Below are 18,757 nucleotides of genomic sequence, written 5' to 3'. Positions count from 1 at the left end.
TCGCCGGGTCAGCAGTGTTGTCGTCCACATGACCTTGGGCGAAGGGGACAGCATGGACAAGCTGGTCGACTCCGCGGCCGCCGCCGTGGCCGACATCCCCGCCGGCGCGAGCCTGGCGGTGGGCGGTTTTGGGCTGTGCGGCATCCCGGTGGAGCTGATCACGGCCCTGCACGCCAGCGGGGTCGGCGAGCTGCGGGTGGTGTCGAACAACTGCGGGGTGGCCGACTTCGGGCTGGGCGTGCTGCTCGCCGACCACCGCATCGCGCGCATGACCAGCTCCTATGTCGGGGAGAACAAGGAGTTCGCCCGGCAGTTCAGCGCCGGGGAGCTGGAGGTCGAGCTGGTGCCGCAGGGCACCCTCGCGGAGCGGTTGCGCGCCGGCGGCGCGGGCATTCCCGCCTTCTACACCGCGACGGGCCTGGGCACGCAGGTCGCCGAGGGTGGTGTTCCGCTGCGCTACGGCCTGGACGGCGCGGTCCTCATCGCCTCACCGGCCAAGGAGGTCCGTGCCTTCGCCGTCGGCGGGCGACGCGAGCAGTTTGTGCTCGAACACGCCATCACCTGCGACTACGCCCTGGTGCACGCCGCGGCCGGGGACCGGCACGGCAACCTGGTGTTCTCCCGGTCGGCCCGCAACTTCAACCCGCTGTGCGCGATGGCCGGCCGCGTCACCATCGCCGAGGTGGAGGACCTGGTCGAGCCCGGTGAGCTGGACCCCGACCAGGTCCACCTGCCCGGGGTGTTCGTGCAGCGGGTGGTGCACGTCGGCCGGGATGTGGACAAGCGGATCGAGCGGCGGACGGTCCGCGCCAGGGAGTGAGGAGGCGGGCTGGGTGGAGGACTTCGCTTTCCGGTTGCTGGAGCTGCTCGCGGGCGGGGCGGACAGCGCCGAGCTGGCGCGTTTCGCGGTGGCCGAGCCCCGGTCGGCGGCCGCGGTGGACCTGGCGCTGCGGATCAACGCCACGGTGCACGGCCACCGGCGGCGGGAGGCCGAACTGTCCGCGCTGGTGGACACCGCGGGCGACCTGGCGCGGTTGCGCGACCCAGATGAGGTGCTGCGCTCCATCGTGCGCCGCGCGCGCAGGCTGCTCGGCGTCGACCTGTCCTACCTCACGCTCAACGACGCCGAGGCCGGCATCACCTACATGCGGGTGACCGACGGCTCGGTGTCCACGCTGTTCCCCGAGGTGCGGATGAAGATGGGCGTGGGGCTGGGCGGGCTGGTGGCGCAGACGGCGCTGCCCTACACCACCCCCGACTACCTCTCCGACGAGCACTTCCTGCACTCCGGGCCGGTGGACGAGGCGGTGCGCGACGAGGGGCTGACCGCGCTGCTGGCGGTGCCGCTCGCGGTGGGCGAGACCGTCATCGGCGTGCTGTACGCGGCCGAGCGCGCCGCGCGGGAGTTCAGCCCGGAGGAGATCGCGCTGCTGTCCTCGCTGGCCGACCACGCGGCGGTCGCGCTGGACAACGCGCGGCTGCTGGCCGAGGTCAGCGCGCACAGCCAGGACGTGGAGCGGGCCGAGCAGGCGCACGACCGGCTGATGGACCTGGTGCTGCGCGGCGGCGAACTGCCCGCGGTGGCCGCCGCCGTGGCCGATGTGCTGCGCGGCGGCATCGGCGTCTACACCGCGGGCGGCACGGAGCTCGCGCACGCCGGGCTGCCCACCGCGGCCCCGGCCCCGGAGACGGTCACCGCCTCCTACAACTCCGGCCGGGCCACCGCCACCGAGCACGGCTGGGTGTGCGCGGTGCAGGCCGGGCCGGAGCTGCTGGGCAGCATCGTGCTGCGCACCGGGGCCGCGCTCACCGACGCCGACCGGCGGCTGTTCGAGCGCGCCGCGGTGGTCACCGCGCTGCTGCAGCTGCTGCGCCGGTCGGTGGCCAAGGCCGAGGACGAGGTCCGCGGCGAGCTGCTCACCGACCTGCTCACCGCGCCGGAGCGCAAACCCGGCACGCTGGTCGACCGCGGCAAGCGCCTCGGCGTGGACCTGACCGCCGAGCACGCGGTGCTCGTGGTGCACGCCGACGGGGTGTCCCGGCGGCGGCTGGCCGCATCCGCCGCGCAGTACGCCGTGCTGTGCGGGATCCACGCCGAGCAGGTCGTGCTGCTGGCGCGCACCGACGCGCCGGGTGCGCTGGCCGCCCAGATCGCCGCCGCGCTCGGCGCCCAGGCCGGCTGCCCGGTGACGGTCGCGGCCGGCGGCCCGGCGCGCGGCCCCGCTGCCCTGGCCGCGGCCTACCGGGAGGCCGAGCGGTGCCTGCGCGCGCTGCTCCGCCTGGGCCGCGAGGGTTCGGGCGCCTCGATGGCCGAGGTGGGTTTCCTCGGTCTGGTGCTGGCCGACCGGGCCGACCACACCGGTTTCATCCGGCAGGCCCTGGGACCAGTCCTGGACTACGACCGCGACCGCGGCACCGAGCTCATCCGCACCCTGACGGCCTACTTCGCCAGCGGCTGCCACGTGCCCCGCACCAAGGACCGGCTGCACATCCACGCCAACACGGTCGGCCAGCGCCTGGACCGGATCGGCAGCCTGCTCGGCCCGGACTGGCAGTCCCCGGACCGGCTGCTGGAGATCCAGCTCGCGCTTCGCCTGCACGCGCTGCGAGACCTGTAGAGATCTTGGGATCTTTCCCAGAAGCAGAGGAGAAGTCATGGCGCGATTCGGCATCATCGGTGCCGGGCTCATGGGACACGGCATCGCGGTCGCGCTCGCCAGCGGCGGCCACCAGGTGCACATCCACGATTCCGACCCGGCGACCCTGGACAGCCTGCCCGGCCGCATCGGCACCGCCCTGCGGTTGTGCGGCGCGTCCGAGGAGGCGAGCGAGCGGGCGCGCAGCCTGATCACCGCCACGCCCCGGCTCACGGAAGCCTTGCGCCCGGCCGAGTTCGTCATCGAGGCGGTGCCGGAACGGTTGTCCGTCAAGCACGAGGTGATCGCGGCGGTGGAAGCGGCCGTCTCCCCCGATGTGCCGGTGTGGTCGAACACCTCCGTGCTGTCCCTCACCGAGGTCGGGTCGGTGATGCGGCATCCCGGCCGGCTGGTCGGCGTGCACTGGTGGAACCCGCCGCACCTCATCCCGCTGGTGGAGCTCGCGCCCAGCGCGGAGACCAAGCCGAAGCTGGTGTGCCAGGCCGAGGAACTGCTCGGCGCGCTGGGCAAGACCACGGTCCGCCTGCACCGCGACGTGCCCGGCTTCATCGGCAACCGGCTCCAGTTCGCCCTGCTCCGGGAGGCGCTGAACCTGGTGCGGGACAACGTCTGCGACGCCGCCACCATCGACACCGTGGTGCGGTCCAGCTTCGGTCTGCGGCTGGCCTCGGTCGGGCCGATGGAGAACGCCGACTACATCGGCCTCGACCTCACCCGCTCCATCCTGACCAGCCTCTCCCCCAGCTTGTCCACCGCCGCGGGACCCTTTCCCGGCCTGGACGAACTGCTCGCCGACGGCCACCGCGGCATGGCCTCCGGTGCGGGCCTGCTCAGCTGGCCGCCCGGTCGCGGCGAGGACGTGGCGCACCGCCTCGTCGCCGGTATCCAGCGCAACCTGGAGTCCGGCACATAGCGGGTCCCGCAGGAATGTGGGCGCACACATGGTGCCCGAGTTCACCTTTTCGTAGCGTCAAGGAAACAGCGTGACCTAGGACACCTGTTTTCACCCCCTGCGTTTCCCCTGTTTCCTGGAGGCTCTGCGATGCCACAAAATCAAGCCTTCGCCGGTCTGCGCGCCCCTGCCGCGGCACTTCTCGCCGTGCTGGCTTTGCTGGCGGCCGCGGTATTGGCGATAACCGGAATTTCCGCTCAGGCCAGCGCGAAACCGGCGCCGTTGTCCGCGGTGGAGCACGATCCGGTCATTCTCATTCCCGGTATGACGGCCCAGGCCTCGGCCATGGAACCGATGAAACGCAACTTCGTCAGCGCCGGCTGGCGGCCGGACCGGGTGCACACCTGGACCGACAGTTTCAACATGAAGGGCGACCTCACCAAAGCGGGTGTCGAGATCGGGCAGAAGGTCGACAGCGTGCTCGCGCAGAGCGGCGCGCGCAAAGTCGTCCTGGTGACCTGGTCGGCCTCCACCCTGGCCGCGCGTTCCTATCTGAAGCACGTCTCCGGCGCGCAGGACAAGGTGTCGATGTACTTCTCCATGGCGGGCCCGCACCACGGGACCACCACCGCGTCCATGTGCCAGAACCTCTACACCTCGTGCCGGCAGTTCGCCATCGGCTCCCCCTGGCTGGCCGCGCTCAACTCCGGCACCGAGGTGCCGGGCTCCCCCGCGGTGCGGTACACGACGCTGCGCTCGACCTGCGACTGGAACGTCAACCCGAGCGTCTCGGCCGAGCTCGCCGGAGCAGGCAACCGCCAAACCCCCACCTGCATCGACCACCTCGCCTTCCCCAGTGACGCCGGGGTGTTCAACCAGATCAAGACCATCATCACCGAGCACGAGACCACCCCCACCAGCACGCCGACCAGCTCCACCACCCCGACCACGACCACCAGCACGCCGCCGGTCTCGCCCTGCACCTCGGTCAACGGCCAGTGGGCCGCGGCGGGCCCGTTCGCGGTGACCTCCGCCTCCAACGGACGGGGCACGACGGTGTTCCGGCCGGTCAACCTGGGCACGCTGGGCTGCTTCAAGCACCCGGTCCTGCTGTGGAACAACGGCGCGGTCTCCAAGCTCGACCGGTACGCCCCGCTGCTGAACCACCTGGCCTCGCACGGTTTCCTCGTCGCCGCGGCCGAGGGCAACGCGGGCACCGGCGGCCCCATGCTCCAGGGCCTTGACCACCTGACCACCGAGAACGGCCGGGCGGGCAGCGACTTCCAGGGCAAGGTCGACCTGGACAAGGTCGGCGCCACCGGCCACTCCTTCGGCGGCGGCGCCGCGGTCGACGCCGGGGCCGACCCCCGGGTGGACACCATCGCGCCGATCTACCCCCTGGCCTTCAGCAACGCGGGCCGGGTGCGCGGCCCCGCGGTGTTCTACGCGGGCCAGAACGACCCCACCGTCCAGCCGGCCACGGTCCGCCGGACCTACGCCCAAGCCACCCAGGTGCCCGCCATCTACGCCGAACAGCGCGGCGCCGACCACTACGGCATCGCCGCCCTGCACGGCCCGATCACCGCGTGGTTCCGCTTCCACCTGATGGGCGACGAACAGGCCCGCGGGCTGTACTTCGGCCCGAACTGCGCCTACTGCTCGTCCTCGTTCTGGTCGGTCTTCGAACGCAACGCGAAGGCCCAGGCGGTTCCCGGCTCCTGAGGCCGGTCAGGACAGCGGGGAGCCCGGCGATCCCGGGCTCCCCGTTCCCACGCGCGTCTCCCGGAATCGTCCTGCGACCCGGCCTGATGTGGGAAAGTTCGTGGGTGGGCAAGCGCGAGATGGACGACGAACAGCGCGAGCGGATGCACGACCTCAAGCGGTTGACCCGCCGAGGAGTGCTGACCGGTGGCGCAGTCCTGGTTTTCGCGATCGTCGCGGGGGTTTTCCTGTTCGAGGACTGGACGACTCTTCTGGCCAGCGGCTCGCTGGGCCTCGGGGTGACCATCGTCGTGTTCGTTTCACAGTGGCGCTACATCCGGCGCGGACCGTTCCCCCGGCTGCCCGCGAGCATGCGTGAGAGCACCTCCGGACGCTAGTGTCCTGAGTCGGAAGTTCGCCAGCGGTCTCGACGGCCCAGCTTCCCGCTGACCGCACCGCCGGCAAGCCCACGTACAACCCGGTACGAGGGCTTCCCTGCGGCGCGCCCAGCGGAAAGCTGGACCGCCGATACCGCCACCGAACTTCCGACTCAGGACACTAGCCCGCGAACCCCGGTTCAGGCGCGCAGGCCGCTGAGGGCGAAGAACTCCTGGCGGGAGGCCGGGTTCTCGCGCAGCACGCCGTGCAGGGCCGAGGTCACCGTGCGGGAGCCCGCGGCCCGCACGCCGCGCAGCGCCATGCACAGGTGTTCGGCCTCGATGACCACGCCGACTCCCTTGGGGGACAGGTGTTCCTGCAGCCAGTTGGCGATCTGTTTGGTGAGGCGTTCCTGGACCTGGAGGTCGCGGGCGAAGAGCTCGACGACCCTGGCCAGTTTGGACAGGCCCAGGATGCGTTCGCCGGGCAGGTAGCCGACGTAGGCGCGGCCGTGGAAGGGCAGCAGGTGGTGTTCGCACAGGGACTGGACCGGGATCTCCTTGGCCAGCACCAGTTCGTCGTAGCCCTCGTCGTTGGGGAAGGTGGTCAGGTTGAACTCGCGCGGGGTGAGGAGCTCGGCGTAGGACTGGGCGACCCGGCGCGGGGTGTCGGCCAGGTGTTCGGTGCCGGGGTCCTTGCCCAGGGCGGTGAGCAGGTCGGCCACGGCTTTCTCGGCGGCGGGCAGGTCGATGTCGTCCCGGCCGTGAATGACGCGCAGGCGACGGTGCGGGGTAGCCATGGCGCCCTCCTCTAAAATCGACTTTGGCTGACTTTAGAAGGAGCGTCGAGGTTCCGTCAACGCCGATTGGTTTTAGACTGGGGTGATGGCTGACTCTCTGGACGCGCGGGTGGCCGCGGTGGCGGCGCTGGAGGAACCGACCCGGCGCCGGGTGTACGACCACGTCGCGCGCCAGGGCGAGGCGGTGACCAAGGACGAGGTCGCCGGCGCCTGCGACCTGCCGCGCACGACCGCGGCCTTCCACCTGGACCGGCTGGCTGAGCAGGGCCTGCTGGACGTGGTCTTCGAGCGGCGGACCGGGCGCAGCGGGCCGGGCGCCGGACGGCCGGCGAAGCTGTACCGGCGGTCGGCGCGACAGGTGGAGGTCACCCTGCCAGAGCGGCGGTACGAACTGGCCGGGCTGCTGCTCGCGGCGGCGGTCGAGGACGCCGAGCGCACCGGCGAGACGCCCAGGACCGCACTGGACCGGCGGGCCGAGGAGCTGGGGCGGAGCCTCGGCGAGGCGGCGCGCGGGCAGGGTCGGGCGGGGGCCGAGTCGGTGCTGGCGGTGCTGGAGCGGCACGGGTTCGAGCCACGGGTGACCGACGACGGGATCGCGCTGGGCAACTGCCCCTTCCACTCGCTCGCGCACGCGCACACCGCGCTGGTCTGCGGGATGAACCTGTGCCTGCTCAGCGGGCTGCTGGCCGGGCTGGGCGCCACCGGGGCGCGGGCCGAGCTGGCTCCGGCGGCCGGGCACTGCTGTGTGCGCGTGCGGCCGTAACGAGGGTCAGGGTTTCAGCGGGCCCCTCTGGTGGCGAAGCTGTCCCCGGCCTTGTCGCGGTTACTTGATGGAGTAGGAGTCCCCGTAGACCTTCCAGCTCAGCGGGGTGCCGAGGTCGAAGTTCTTGTTCCTCAGGAACACCCGCTGGGCGGTGTCCACGCGGCTGGTGTCCTCGTGCGCGGCTTCCTGCTTCATCGCCCACACCCTGGCGTCCAGGTAGGCGTTGAGATAGGTGGTCTCGTCGCCGCCCTGGGCCGGGGGCTTGGCCTTGGCCAGCGCGCGCTTGCGGATGTTGGTGAAGCTGGTCTTGTCGCCGCCGTCGCCGTGCATGACGATCGCGTCGTAGTAGATGAACTGGCCGAGGGCGCGCAGGCCGTCCTGCTGGGCGCGGGTCACGGCGGGGGTGAAGTAGACGCGGTCGCGTTCGTCTTCCTGGGCCTGCTGGAAGACCTTGTCACCGGCCGCGGTGCGCCAGTCCTTGGGGTAGTTCGGGTCCAGGCCCTCGTGCGAGGCGCTGCCGTCGACCTTCTTCAGCGCGGGCAGGTACCTGGCCAGGATGTTGCCGGGCTTGCGCTTGGTGTACTCCTGCACCAGCTCCAGCATGTCGTGCGTGCCGGAGCAGAAGCCGATGATGCCGGCGGTGTAGCCGCGGCCGTCCTTGATGTCCTCGATGTACTTGAACTGGGCCCGCCAGTCCAGCGAGGAGTTCTCCGCGCTGGAGACGATCTTCATGGCGATTTCCTTCTTGGCCGGGTCGGTCAAGCCGGGCGCGGCCGCGGTCGCGCTGCCGGGGACCGGGGAACCGGCCTGGGCGGACGTGCTCGCGGCAGTCAGGGCGAGACCGGCCACCGCGATCGCGGCGAGCGCGCGGATGTGCCACCTGGACGCGTTGCGCATCGAGGGTCCTCCTAGTCGGGCAGGGATGGTGCATTCCGAGGGCGGCAGAGGTTTGTGCACAATCGTTTGGACCGGGGCGGGAGCAGGAGTTCCCGGCGCGACCTAGTTAGTAAGGAAGGTAGCCTAACTTCTATGGGGAAGGGTAACCACCTCACCTCCGGGGCGGCAATACTCTGCTCGCAGATAGCGGCACAAACCTCGCGATACCGCCCAATACCGGCAAAATCGCCGTCGGCGTAGGGTCGGGGCAGAAGGGGGTGGCGCCATGTCCGGGACGAACACGGGGGTGCCCGCGGTGCTCGCGCACGAGCTGCCCCGGCCGGTGCCGCGGGCCGAGCTCGCGGCCTGCCCGGTCGGGGACGTGTTCCGGCTGGTCGGGGACAAGTGGAGCGCGCTGGTGGTGATCCTGCTCGGCGGGCGGGCGCACCGGTACAACGAGCTGCGCCGCAGCATCGAGGACATCAGCCAGCGCATGCTCACCCGCACCCTGCGCGGCTTGGAGACCGACGGCCTGGTCCGGCGCGAGGTGCACCCGACGGTGCCGCCCACCGTTGAGTACAGCCTCACCCCGCTCGGCCGCTCGCTGCTGGAACCGTTGTCCGCCTTGGCCGAATGGGCGGTGCGGCACGAGCCGGAGATGGCCGCCGCCCGGTCAGCCGCGGCGCGCGACTGACTCCTGCGGGGTCCCGTAGCCGGAGCCGCCGAGGGTGCCGATGTGCCGCAGCACCACGGCCGCGAGCAGGGCCAGCAGCACGATGCCGGCGCCGGCGGTCAGCGCGGCGGTGTTCAACCCGGTGATGGCGGCTTCTTTGGCCTGCCGCAACACCTCCGGCGGCAGCTGGGCGGCCACCGAGTGCGCTCCGGCCAGGCTGTCGCGCAGGGGGTCGGCGACGCCGGGCGGGAGGCCGGCCGGCAGCTGCGGGGTGAGCTGGGCGCGGTAGGCGGCGGTGGCCAGGGTGCCGAGCAGGGCGACGCCGAGAGCCAGGCCGAGCTCCTGCACGGTCTCGGTCAGCGCGGCGGCCCCGCCCGCGTTCGCCGGTGGCGCGGCGCCGACCACCAGGTCGGTGCCCAGCGCGGCGATCGCGCCCAGGCCCAGGTAGACCAGGCCGAAACCGAGCACCACCGGCAGCACCTCCTCCGGCTGGCGGACCTGGGCGAGCAGCAGGTAGCCGACCGCGGAGAGCAGCAGGGTGCCCGCGACCACGTGGGCGGGGCGGATCCGGCGGGCCAGCAGCGGGGTGGCGATGGCCGCCAGCAGCATCATCAGCGCCGGCGGGCCCATCCAGGCGCCCGCGGTCAGCGGCGGCAGCGCGGCCACCAGTTGCAGGTGCTGGGTGACCAGCAGCATCACCCCGCCGACGCCGACCAGGCCGACGGTCAGGATGCCCAGCGCGGCGCTGAAGGTGCGGCCGGTGAACAGGCGCACGTCGACCAGCGGGTCGGGCAGCCGGAGCTGGCGGCGGACGAACAGCACCGCGCAGACCGCGCCGAGCAGCAGCGCCAGCCCGGTGGCCAGGTCGGGGCCTGCCTTGGCGGCGTGCTTGACCGCGAAGATCAGCGGCAGCAGGGCCAGCAGCGAGAGCGCGACGCTGACCAGGTCGAACCGGCCGGTGGCCGGGGCCCGGTGTTCCGGCAGCAGCAGCGGCGCGGTGACCAGCAGCAGCACCACGATCGGCACCGCGACCAGGAAGGCCGCGCCCCACCAGTGGTAACGCACCAGCAGGCCGCCCACCACCGGCCCGGCGGCCATGCCCAGCGCGAACGCGGTCACCCACAGCCCGATCGCCAGCGCCCGCTGGGCCGCCTCCGGGAACAGCGTGCTGACCAGCGCCAGGGTGGAGGGCATCAGGGTGGCGCCGGCGATGCCCAGGGCCGCCCTGGCCGCGATCAGCAGCTCGGCGCTGGGCGCGTAGGCGGCGGCCACCGACACCAGGCCGAAGGCCACCGCGCCGATCATCAGCAGCCTGCGCCTGCCGATCCGGTCGCCGAGGGTGCCCATGGCGATGAGGAACCCGGCGATCAGGAACCCGTAGGCGTCCATGATCCACAGCACTTGGGTGCCGGTGGGGTTCAGGTCGGCGGCCAGGCTCGGCATGGTCAGGTACAGCACGGTCACGTCCAGGCCCAGCAGCGCGGTGGGCAGCGCCAGCACCGCGAGCCCGGCCCACTCCCGCGGACCTGCCTTCCGGGTGGTCAGAACAGTCATGACGGCACCGTGGACGCGGTCGCTGACGAGCCGCTGACGATATGCTGAGCCCATGCGCTACGGGGTCCTCGGCCCGCTGGTCGTGTGGGGGCACGACGGCGACGAGCTGCCGGTGCCCGAGGCGAAGGTGCGCGCGCTGCTGGCGAACCTGTTGCTGCACAACGGCGGCCCGGTGCCGGTGGACCGGCTGCTGGAGGACCTGTGGGACGGCTGCCCGCCGGGTCGGCCGGTGAACGCGTTGCAGGCCAAGGTTTCCCGGCTGCGCCAGGTGCTCGGCCGGGACGAGGTGCTGCACCAGCCCGCCGGGTACCGGCTACGGCTGGCCGCGGACCAGCTGGATTCCACGCGGTTCCAGGAGCTGCTCTGCCGCGCGCACACCACCGCCGAACCGCGGGCCAGGGCGGAGCTGCTGGCCGGGGCGCTGGAACTGTGGCGGGGCGCGCCCTACGCCGAGCTGGCCGACGCGCCGTTCGCCCGCGCCGAGATCGCCCGGCTGGCCGAGCTGCGGCTGACCGCGCTGGAAGACCTGGCCCTGGCGCGGCTGGACCTGGGTGAGCAGCCCGAGGGCCTGGCCGAGCTGGTGGCGCGGTACCCGCTGCGGGAACGGCCGCGGCTGGCCCTGATGCGCGCGCTGTACCGGGCCGGCCGGCAGACCGAGGCGCTGGACTGCTTCCAGGACCTGCGGCGCCGGTTGGACGAGGAGCTGGGCGTGGCCCCCGGCCCGGAGATCATGGCTCTGCACCAGGCAATCCTGCGTCAGGAGCCCGCACTGGCCGCGCCACGGCAGGGCCGGACCAACCTGCCCGCGCCGGTGACCACGCTCGTCGGCAGGCGGCAGGCGATCGCCGAGCTGCGTGAGCTGCTGGCCGAGGGATCCGGTCATCGGGCGGTGTCGCTGGTCGGGCCGGGCGGAGTCGGCAAGACCCGGCTGGCCATGGTGGCCGCGCACGGCCTGATCGAACACTGCCCGGACGGGGTCTGGCTGGTGGAGCTGGCCGGACTCAGCCCCGGCGCCACCACCGAGGACGTCGCCGAGCGGATCATCGCCACGCTCGGCCTGTGCGAGACCACCACCGCCGAACCCGCCCCGGCCGGCAACGCGCGCTGGCTGGGCCAGGCCCTGGCCGGGCGGAAACCGTTGCTGCTGCTGGACAACTGCGAGCACCTGGTGGAACCGGTCGCCGCGCTGGTCACCGATTTGCTGGCCGCGGCGGCCGGGGTGCGGGTGCTGGTCACCAGCCACGAGCCACTGGACATCCCCGGTGAGCTGGTGCGCCCGGTGCCGCCGCTGGCCGTGCCGGACGCGGTCGAGTTGTTCGGCCAACTGGCCGCCGCGGCGGGCTGCCCGCTGGACCCGGCGGCCGAACCCGCGGTGGCCACCATCTGCCGCCGCCTGGACGGCATCCCGCTGGCCCTGGAGCTGCTCGCGCCCCGGCTCCGCGTGCTCAGCCCCGACCAGCTGGCCGAGCGGCTGGACGACCGGTTCGCCCTGCCGGTCGGCAACGGCCGGGGCCGCCCGGCCCGGCAGCAGACCCTGCGCGCGATGATCGACTGGAGCTGGGAGCTGCTCACCGAACCCGAGCGCACGGTGCTCAGCGAACTGGCCGTGCACCCCGACGGATGCGTGCTGCCCGCCGCGGTGCGGATGTGCGCCGGCACCGGCATCCCGGTGCTGGAAGTGTTGTCCCGCTTGGTTGATCGCTCCCTGGTGGTCCGGGACGGGGAGCGGTTCCGGCTGCTGGAGTCGGTGGCCGCCTACTGCCTGGACCGCCTCGCCGAGTGCGGCGAGTTGAAGGAGGCCCGCACCCGGTTCACCCGCTGCTACCTGGACCTGGCCAAGCAGGCCGAACCCCGCCTGCGCGGCCCGGAACAGCGCCACTGCCTGGACATCCTGGACGCCGAGACCGTGAACCTGCGGCGGGCCTTGGAGATCGCGGGTCCGCTCGCGCTCCCGCTGGCGAACTCCCTTGCCTGGTACTGGTTCCTGCGCGGCCGCGTCAGCGAGGCCCGCCGGTCGCTGCGCGCGGCGCTGGCCGCACCCGGTGGCACCGCGGCGGAACGGGCGGTGGCCACGGCCTGGCTGAGCGGCTTCGAATCGCAGGTGGCCCCGGCCGGTTTCCCTTGCGGCATCGAGGATCCCGCGCTGGTGGCCCGGCTGCGCTGGTTCCTCGGCAACCGCGATCCGGAGCTGACCGGCGACGACCCCTGGGCGTCCGCGGCGGTCCTGCTCGACCACGACCCCGAGGCGGCCGAGGCCCGTTTCCGCGAGCTCGGCGACGGCTGGGGCCTGCTCCGCGCACATCGGGCCCTGGCCGAGGGCGACCCGGCCCGCGCCAAGGCGGCCCTGGCCATCGCCGAGGACCTCGGCCTGTGGACCGAAGCCGTGGACGTCCTGTGCCTGCTCGGCGACCTCGCGCCCACCGCAGAGGAGGCCCAGCGGCACTACCGGCGGGCCCTGCGCGTCTCGGTCGACCGCGCCTACCCGCGCGGCCAGGCGATGGCCGAGTCCAGGCTCAGCCCGTAGCGTGGCGGCCGTGCGGGTGGCTGTTGTCTCCGGGGGCGAACCCGGCCACGTCTTCCCGGCCATCGCGCTGTGCCTGCGCCTGGCCGAAGCCGGCGACGAGCCCACCCTGTTCACCGTCGGCCGCTGGGTCCACGCCGCCAGGGACGCGGGCATCCCTGCTCCCCCGCTGCCCGAGCTGCCCCTGACCGCCGAGGACGACCGCGAGGACCTGGGCCGCTGGCAGCACGAACGCGCCGCCGCGATGGCACTCGCGCTCGCACCGCGGATCGCCGAGTCCCGCCCGGACCTGGTGGTGTGCGACGTGCTCGCCCCCGGCGGCGGCCTGGCCGCGGAACTGCTCGGCCTGCCCTGGGCGAAGCTGTCCCCGCACCCGCTCTACGAACCCTCCCGCGGCCTGCCACCGGTGGGCAGCGGCCTGGCCGTCGGCGAAGGCCTGACCGGCCGGCTCCGGGACACCCTGCTGCGCGCGGCCACCGCCCGCTCGATCCGCCAAGGCGAACGGCAACAGGCCAAGGCCCGCCTCGGCCTGGGCCTGCCCGTACGCGGACCGGGTCCGGCCGCCCGGCTGATCGCGACCCTGCCCGCGCTGGAGGTCCCGCGCCCGGACTGGCCGGCCAACGCCCACGTGGTCGGCCCCCTGCTGTGGGAACCGACCCAGGAACTGCTCACCCCACCGCCGGGCACCGCGCCCCTGGTGCTGATCTCCGCCTCGACCGCGGCCGCCGGAGCCGTCGGCGTGGCGGAGGCGACCCTGGAAGCGTTGCGGGGCTTGGGAGTTCGCGCCGTGGTGTGCACCTTCGGCCCGCCACCGGCCGGCCTGCCGGAGTGGGCGCGGGCCGGTCTGGGCAGGCAGGACGAGCTGCTGCGCGAGGCGGCCGTGGTGGTCGGCGGCGGCGGCCACGGCGTGCTGGCCAAGGCCCTGGTCGCCGGGGTACCGCTGGTGATCGTGCCCGGCGGCGGCGACCAGTGGGAGCTGGCCAACCGCGCCACCCGCCAGGGCAGCGCGCTGATCGTCCGCCCATCGGAACCAACCGCCCTGCGCGCGGCGATCCGCCACATCCTGGCCGAACCGCGCTTCGCGGCGGCCGCGGCTCGGGCCGCCGCGACCGCCGCCCAGGTCAGCGACCCGGTTCAGGTCTGCCGGAACGCGCTCAGCGCGCGTTGACCAGGTCGATCACGAACACCAGCGTCTTGCCGGAAAGCCGGTGGCCGGCCCCGGCCGGACCGTAGGCCAGCTCCGGCGGGACGGTGAGCTGACGTCGCCCGCCGCTCTTCATGCCCGGAATGCCCTGCTGCCAGCCCGCGATCAGTTTGTTCAGCGGGAACTCGATGGTCTGGCCCCGGTTCCACGAGGAGTCGAACTCCTCCCCGGTGTCGTACTCCACGCCGACGTAGTGCACCTCCACGGTGCCGCCGGGGACCGCTTCCGCGCCCTCGCCCAGCTTCAGGTCCTTGACCACCAGTTCGGTGGGGGCCGGACCGTCCTGGAAGTCGATCTCGGGCTTGGTCATGCACGGTGTCCCTTCACTTGGCTGCGGATCCCGCACACCGTAACCGCTGCCGTTTGCCGTCACCGGGTGGCGCGCGTGGGCACTATGGGGTGCATGGCCGACATCCTCACCGAAGCCGAACTCGACGAGATCGAACACCGCGCCAACGAGGCGTTCGCGGTGGCTCCCCTGCCGTGGCTGGAGTACCTGGAGACCCGCTACGCCACCGGGGGCTGCAGCTTCATCGCCTTGGACGGCGACAGCGAGATCGACCACGAGCTGTACGTCAGCATCTACCGCGGTAAGGAGGATTGGATCTCGCCAGATACCAGGATGGACGCGGTTGTCGACTTCATCGGGCATGCCGCGGCGGACGTCCCCCGGCTGGTCGCCGAGGTCAGAAGACTGCGCGCACTGCTCGACCAGTCTCGCTAGCCCCTGCCATAACGACGCTATGCGATCGCCAGCAGAAAAACTCGTTCGAGCGAGGTGTTCGAACTCGTCGGAAGTCCGGGCCAACTCCCGATACGCTGTTCCCTCGTGGGCCTGTCCCTCCCCCCTTTGGCGGGCCCACGTGCAAGGGCGCTGGTCTGCCCATCCCCCCTGGCCGGCCAGCGCCCCCGCGGGAGCGGGCGTGCGAGGGTAGGAGCATGAAGAGCGGTCCGGTCGTCCTGATCATCACCTTCCTCGCGGTCGCGGGTCTGCTGGGGTGGCTCGCGGTCCTCCGCTGGGAGGACGCCAACAAGATCGCCACCGCCGCCTCGGCACTCGGTGCGGTGGCTGCGGTCGGCGTCGCGGTGTGGACCGCCCTGCGCGCGCCCAAGGCCGGTGGCTCGATCCGCGTCTCCGGCACCGGCAAGGCGACCGCGCGCGGCGGGGGCAGCGCGAACACCGGTTTCCGCGGCAAGTCCGGGACCACCGCCGAGGTCAGGAACACCGGTGAGGCGAAGGCCGACGGCGGTGACGCCAGCACCGGGATCCGGCTTGACTGACCAGCCCCGCCCCCGGCGGGTCGAGGTCGACCACAGCGGCCCGGCCACGGCCAGTGCGGGCGGTTTCGCCAACACCGGCGTGCACATCGGCGACGTCAACCTGCTCACCGGCGTCCCGGTGCGCACCAACTACCGGCACCAGGTCCAGCGCATCGCGCCCCCGGAACTCGTTGACCGCGACCAGGAACTGGCCGAACTGGCCGCCTTCTGCACTTCTCCGGACACCTCGGGCGCCTACCGCTGGTGGCAGGCGGGCGCTTGGTCCGGCAAGACCGCGCTGCTGTCCTGGTTCGTGCTCAACCCGCCGCCCGGGGTGCGACTGGTCTCCTTCTTCATCACCGCCCGCCTGGCCGGTCAGAACAACCGGTCGGCCTTCATCGACAACCTGCTCGAACAGCTCCTCGCGCTGCTCGGCGAAACCGTCCCCCCGTTCCTCACCGAGGCCACCCGCGAACCGCACCTGCTGGGCCTGCTGGACACCGCCGCCCAGCTCTGCCGGGACCGCGGCGAACACCTGGTCCTGCTGGTCGACGGCCTGGACGAGGACCGGGGCGTCACCACCGGCCCCGACGCGCACAGCATCGCCGCGCTGCTGCCCGCCGACCCCCCAGCCGGTATGCGGGTGATCGTCGCGGGCCGCCCCAACCCGCCGGTCCCCGCCGACGTCCCGCCGCACCACCCCCTGCGCGCCCGCGAGGTCGTCCGCGCCCTGGACCCCTCCCCCGCCGCCCGGGCCATGCGGCACGAGATGGAGCGCGACCTGCACGGCCTGCTCCGCGGCACCCAGCTCGAACAGGACCTGCTCGGCCTGATCACCGCCGCCGGCGGTGGCCTCACCGGCGACGACCTGGCCGAGCTCGCCGGCTGCTCGGCCTGGGAGGTGGGCCACCACCTGACCACGGTCACCGGCCGCAGCTTCGCCCGCCGCGACTCCTACTACCACCCCGGCGCCGCCCCCGAGGTCTTCCTGCTGGGCCACGAGGAACTCCAGCTCACCGCCCAGGACATGCTCGGCCCCACCCGCCTGACCACCTACCGCGACCGCCTGCACACCTGGGCCGACACCTACCACGACCGAGGCTGGCCACCCGGCACACCGGAGTACCTGGTCCGCGGCTACCACACCATGCTCACCGCGACCGGCGACCTGCCCCGGCTGACCGCGCTGGTCACCGATCCGGCGCGGCAGGAACGCCTGCACGACTACTCGGGCAGCGACAGCGCCGCGCTGGCGGAGATCGTCTCGGTGCTGGCGGCCCAGGTCGAGCAGGATCCACCGGACCTGACCGCCATCACCCGCCTGGCCATCCACCGCGACCACCTCCGCGACCGGCACAACGACATCCCGGCCGACCTCCCGGCAGCCTGCGCGATGGTCGGCCAGGTCCATCGCGCCGAGGCGCTGCTGCGGTTCCTCAACTCGTCGGACCGCGTCGACGGGCGGATCTCGCTCGCGGAGGTCATCGCCTCCCGGGGAGATCGCGCTCGGGCGATCAACCTGCTGGAGGAGGCCGCGGAACTGGCCCGCTTTGACCGCTTCAGCACCCAACTGTCGGTGTGGGCGGCATTCACCAGGATCGGCGATGAGCACCAGGCGGCTGCCCTGATGGCGAAGATCGAAGACCGAGTGTCCGCCGCGGACCGGCCCTGGCGGCTGGTCGACATCGCGGCGGCACGGTCCCGGTGTGGCGAGGTAGCGCCAGTCGCCGGGATCATCGCCGACGCCGAGCCGGAGGTCCGGGCCGTCGCCGAACCGGTGGATAGGGCCACACTGTTGCTTGACCTCGCCGAGATCCGCGCCCGCACCGGTGACCTGGATGGTGGGCGGCGGCTCGCCGAGGAGGCCGGTGCGCTGCTGCCGTCGCTACCCGAGGACGAACAGGACGAGCCGCGGAAGAACCTGGCCAAGGTGCTGGCGAGGTGCGGAGACACCCGGCAGGCCGCGAGGGTCGCCGCCGACATCCCCGACCGGCACCAGCGTGATGGTGCTCTGTGCGAGGTCGCCATCGCGTTCGCCCGCGAACACGACCTGGTGCGGAGCCGAGCGGCGATCCAAGGCATCACCGACCGCGGCACGCAGGTCGAGGCACTGGCACGGGTCGCCCCGATCCTGGCCGACTGCATCGCCGAGGCCACCGCACTCGCCGACACCATCGAGGAGAGCTACGACAGGTCGCTCGCCCAGGCACAAATCACCACGGCTCTGGTGCGGCTCGACGACCTGGACCGCGCCGAGGACATCGCCTGCGCCATCGAGGACTCCGGGATCAACGCATCCGCGCTGGTCTCCGTGGCACTGGCACGGGCGCGCCGGGGAGCGGTGGACCAGGCGTTCGCGCTGACCAACGAGGCGTACACGCGGGTCCGGACTCGCGGTGACCGGTTCCGCCAGGCGGAGACACTGCTGGCCACCGCCAAGGCCTGTCTCAAGGCCGGGGACAACGCGCGGGCCGCGGATCTCGTCCGCAAGGCCGAGCCCCTGGCCAGGGGTGGCGACGACGGCGTGGGCCGCGGGTTCCTGCTGTGCCAGCTGGCCGCCGCCCTGCTCGAAGCAGGTGAGTTCGACGAGGCCAGGGCGTTCGCCGCCAGAGTGCCCACGGACTGGCAGGACGTAGCGGCCACCAGCCTCGTGGACAGCCTGGTCCAGGCCGGTGACCTGCCGCGGGCCGAGGAGATCGCGCGGACCATCCCCACCCAGCGGGCCAGGTACTGGTGCCTGCTGGACATCGCGGACGCGCGCGCGGCACGGGGTGCGGCTGAGCTGATCGACGAGGTCGACTCCGCCGCCGATCGTGCGGAGGACGAGTTCGCGGAGGAACTGCTCGCGCGGATGGGCGACAGCATGGCAAGGCACGAGGGTCCCCGGGCGGCTGAGCTGGTCGAGCGGGCCGTCACCGTCGCGCGGACCCTGACCGTGCACCGGGTGCGGGTCGAAGCGCTGACCTCGGCCGCGCTGGGTCAAGCCAGGCTCGGTGACCAACAACGAGCCAGGGCGCTGCTGACGGAGGCGGAGCGGGTCGCCGAGGACGCGCCAAGCAACGACAGTCCGAGAGCGTGGGCCGCGGTCGTCACCGGATTCGCCACCGTGGGCGAGTTCGACAGGGTCGAGGCACTGGCCCAGGCGATGCCTGACAACACCTACCGGAGCCGGGCGTTTGGCGAGTGCGTCCGGCTGCTGGTGGATCGCGGTGATCTCCATCGTGCCGAGCAGTTCGCGCAAGGCATCACCGCGCCGGATGCCCGGGTGCGGTCGATCCTGCTGCTGGCCGGGGCCCAGTCGGATCCCGACCGGCGCGACCACCTGGTTGAGGAGGCGGAACAGGCCGCGGGCTGGGCCGAGCACCTGATCGCGGTCGCCGGGTTCCTGATCGATCACCACACGCCGGAGCGGGCGGCGCCGCTGATCGCGCGGGCGATCCAGCAGCACCAGTTGGACGTCTCGGTGGGCGAGCTGGCCA

The 18,757-nt window shown here is 72.6% G+C and carries 16 protein-coding genes; 12 read left to right on the top strand and 4 right to left on the bottom strand.

Features of this window, described 5'->3' with window-relative positions; genetic code table 11:
* The first annotated feature begins 52 nt into the window (after positions 1-52).
* The 5 genes from M8C13_RS25545 to M8C13_RS25525 all read left to right on the top strand — a co-directional run bounded on the left by M8C13_RS25545 (position 53) and on the right by M8C13_RS25525 (position 5,648).
* Positions 53-820: a CoA transferase subunit A gene (locus tag M8C13_RS25545; RefSeq protein WP_252483357.1), complete on the top strand. Its 768-nt coding sequence runs from the start codon at positions 53-55 to the stop codon at positions 818-820.
* Positions 774-2,618 carry a helix-turn-helix domain-containing protein gene (locus M8C13_RS25540; RefSeq protein WP_374213144.1) on the top strand — a complete coding sequence of 615 codons (1,845 nt, stop codon included), beginning with the start codon at positions 774-776 and terminating at the stop codon, positions 2,616-2,618. Before M8C13_RS25545 ends, M8C13_RS25540 begins: the two co-directional genes overlap by 47 nt.
* A gap of 37 nt (positions 2,619-2,655) precedes the next feature.
* The gene (locus M8C13_RS25535; protein WP_252483230.1) at positions 2,656-3,570 is read left to right on the top strand and encodes a 3-hydroxyacyl-CoA dehydrogenase family protein; all 915 of its coding nucleotides are present in this window, start codon (positions 2,656-2,658) and stop codon (positions 3,568-3,570) included.
* Between the two features lie 129 nt (positions 3,571-3,699).
* The gene (locus M8C13_RS25530) at positions 3,700-5,271 is read left to right on the top strand and encodes a dienelactone hydrolase family protein (RefSeq protein ID WP_252483229.1); all 1,572 of its coding nucleotides are present in this window, start codon (positions 3,700-3,702) and stop codon (positions 5,269-5,271) included.
* A gap of 104 nt (positions 5,272-5,375) precedes the next feature.
* The gene (locus M8C13_RS25525) at positions 5,376-5,648 is read left to right on the top strand and encodes a hypothetical protein (protein WP_252483228.1); all 273 of its coding nucleotides are present in this window, start codon (positions 5,376-5,378) and stop codon (positions 5,646-5,648) included.
* A gap of 179 nt (positions 5,649-5,827) precedes the next feature.
* Here the strand turns inward: M8C13_RS25525 and folE are convergent, their stop codons facing one another.
* Entirely contained in the window at positions 5,828-6,427 is a 600-nt protein-coding gene (gene folE, locus M8C13_RS25520) for a GTP cyclohydrolase I FolE (RefSeq protein WP_252483227.1), read from the bottom strand.
* Between the two features lie 85 nt (positions 6,428-6,512).
* On the opposite strand from folE, the gene M8C13_RS25515 reads away from it, so the two are divergent.
* Positions 6,513-7,190 carry a metalloregulator ArsR/SmtB family transcription factor gene (locus tag M8C13_RS25515; RefSeq protein WP_252483226.1) on the top strand — a complete coding sequence of 226 codons (678 nt, stop codon included), beginning with the start codon at positions 6,513-6,515 and terminating at the stop codon, positions 7,188-7,190.
* 60 nt (positions 7,191-7,250) lie between these two features.
* Here M8C13_RS25515 and M8C13_RS25510 read toward each other — a convergent pair whose 3' ends face one another.
* Positions 7,251-8,087 (bottom strand): chitosanase, encoded by an 837-nt coding sequence (locus tag M8C13_RS25510; RefSeq protein ID WP_252483225.1) that lies wholly within the window; start codon positions 8,085-8,087, stop codon positions 7,251-7,253.
* A gap of 265 nt (positions 8,088-8,352) precedes the next feature.
* On the opposite strand from M8C13_RS25510, the gene M8C13_RS25505 reads away from it, so the two are divergent.
* Positions 8,353-8,760, top strand: coding sequence for a helix-turn-helix domain-containing protein (locus M8C13_RS25505; protein WP_252483224.1), 408 nt, complete (start codon positions 8,353-8,355; stop codon positions 8,758-8,760).
* On the opposite strand, the gene M8C13_RS25500 is transcribed toward M8C13_RS25505, so the two are convergent.
* Positions 8,740-10,293: an MFS transporter gene (locus M8C13_RS25500; RefSeq protein ID WP_252483223.1), complete on the bottom strand. Its 1,554-nt coding sequence runs from the start codon at positions 10,291-10,293 to the stop codon at positions 8,740-8,742. The genes M8C13_RS25505 and M8C13_RS25500 overlap by 21 nt on opposite strands.
* 52 nt (positions 10,294-10,345) lie before the next feature.
* Between M8C13_RS25500 and M8C13_RS25495 the strand changes: the two genes are divergently transcribed.
* Both M8C13_RS25495 and M8C13_RS25490 read left to right on the top strand, forming a co-directional pair.
* Positions 10,346-12,817 carry a BTAD domain-containing putative transcriptional regulator gene (locus M8C13_RS25495; RefSeq protein WP_252483222.1) on the top strand — a complete coding sequence of 824 codons (2,472 nt, stop codon included), beginning with the start codon at positions 10,346-10,348 and terminating at the stop codon, positions 12,815-12,817.
* 10 nt (positions 12,818-12,827) lie between these two features.
* Positions 12,828-13,982 (top strand): glycosyltransferase, encoded by a 1,155-nt coding sequence (locus M8C13_RS25490; protein WP_252483221.1) that lies wholly within the window; start codon positions 12,828-12,830, stop codon positions 13,980-13,982.
* On the opposite strand, the gene M8C13_RS25485 is transcribed toward M8C13_RS25490, so the two are convergent.
* Positions 13,969-14,328 carry an FKBP-type peptidyl-prolyl cis-trans isomerase gene (locus tag M8C13_RS25485; protein WP_252483220.1) on the bottom strand — a complete coding sequence of 120 codons (360 nt, stop codon included), beginning with the start codon at positions 14,326-14,328 and terminating at the stop codon, positions 13,969-13,971. The genes M8C13_RS25490 and M8C13_RS25485 overlap by 14 nt on opposite strands.
* A 93-nt stretch (positions 14,329-14,421) precedes the next feature.
* Here M8C13_RS25485 and M8C13_RS25480 point away from each other — a divergent pair, with 93 nt between their 5' ends.
* The 3 genes from M8C13_RS25480 to M8C13_RS25470 all read left to right on the top strand — a co-directional run.
* The gene (locus M8C13_RS25480; RefSeq protein WP_252483219.1) at positions 14,422-14,742 is read left to right on the top strand and encodes a hypothetical protein; all 321 of its coding nucleotides are present in this window, start codon (positions 14,422-14,424) and stop codon (positions 14,740-14,742) included.
* A 215-nt stretch (positions 14,743-14,957) separates the two neighbouring features.
* Complete coding sequence (locus tag M8C13_RS25475; RefSeq protein WP_252483218.1) at positions 14,958-15,299, top strand: hypothetical protein; 342 nt, start codon at positions 14,958-14,960, stop codon at positions 15,297-15,299.
* A partial coding sequence (locus M8C13_RS25470) for a hypothetical protein (RefSeq protein ID WP_252483217.1) occupies positions 15,292-18,757 on the top strand: 3,466 nt, incomplete at its 3' end. The genes M8C13_RS25475 and M8C13_RS25470, both read left to right, overlap by 8 nt.

The organism is Crossiella sp. SN42 (assembly GCF_023897065.1).
Classification (GTDB): Bacteria; Actinomycetota; Actinomycetes; order Mycobacteriales; family Pseudonocardiaceae; genus Crossiella.
This window is presented reverse-complemented; position numbering and strand designations above follow the sequence as displayed.

Excerpts from the sequence above, each read along its gene's own strand:
- M8C13_RS25545 (WP_252483357.1), top strand. The coding sequence starts at position 53 with ATGGACAAGCTGGTCGACTCCGCGGCCGCCGCCGTGGCCGACATCCCC.
- M8C13_RS25540 (WP_374213144.1), top strand. The coding sequence starts at position 774 with ATGTGGACAAGCGGATCGAGCGGCGGACGGTCCGCGCCAGGGAGTGAG.
- M8C13_RS25535 (WP_252483230.1), top strand. The coding sequence starts at position 2,656 with ATGGCGCGATTCGGCATCATCGGTGCCGGGCTCATGGGACACGGCATC.
- M8C13_RS25530 (WP_252483229.1), top strand. The coding sequence starts at position 3,700 with ATGCCACAAAATCAAGCCTTCGCCGGTCTGCGCGCCCCTGCCGCGGCA.
- folE (WP_252483227.1), bottom strand. The coding sequence starts at position 6,427 with ATGGCTACCCCGCACCGTCGCCTGCGCGTCATTCACGGCCGGGACGAC.
- M8C13_RS25515 (WP_252483226.1), top strand. The coding sequence starts at position 6,513 with ATGGCTGACTCTCTGGACGCGCGGGTGGCCGCGGTGGCGGCGCTGGAG.
- M8C13_RS25510 (WP_252483225.1), bottom strand. The coding sequence starts at position 8,087 with ATGCGCAACGCGTCCAGGTGGCACATCCGCGCGCTCGCCGCGATCGCG.
- M8C13_RS25505 (WP_252483224.1), top strand. The coding sequence starts at position 8,353 with ATGTCCGGGACGAACACGGGGGTGCCCGCGGTGCTCGCGCACGAGCTG.
- M8C13_RS25500 (WP_252483223.1), bottom strand. The coding sequence starts at position 10,293 with ATGACTGTTCTGACCACCCGGAAGGCAGGTCCGCGGGAGTGGGCCGGG.
- M8C13_RS25495 (WP_252483222.1), top strand. The coding sequence starts at position 10,346 with ATGCGCTACGGGGTCCTCGGCCCGCTGGTCGTGTGGGGGCACGACGGC.
- M8C13_RS25485 (WP_252483220.1), bottom strand. The coding sequence starts at position 14,328 with ATGACCAAGCCCGAGATCGACTTCCAGGACGGTCCGGCCCCCACCGAA.
- M8C13_RS25480 (WP_252483219.1), top strand. The coding sequence starts at position 14,422 with ATGGCCGACATCCTCACCGAAGCCGAACTCGACGAGATCGAACACCGC.
- M8C13_RS25475 (WP_252483218.1), top strand. The coding sequence starts at position 14,958 with ATGAAGAGCGGTCCGGTCGTCCTGATCATCACCTTCCTCGCGGTCGCG.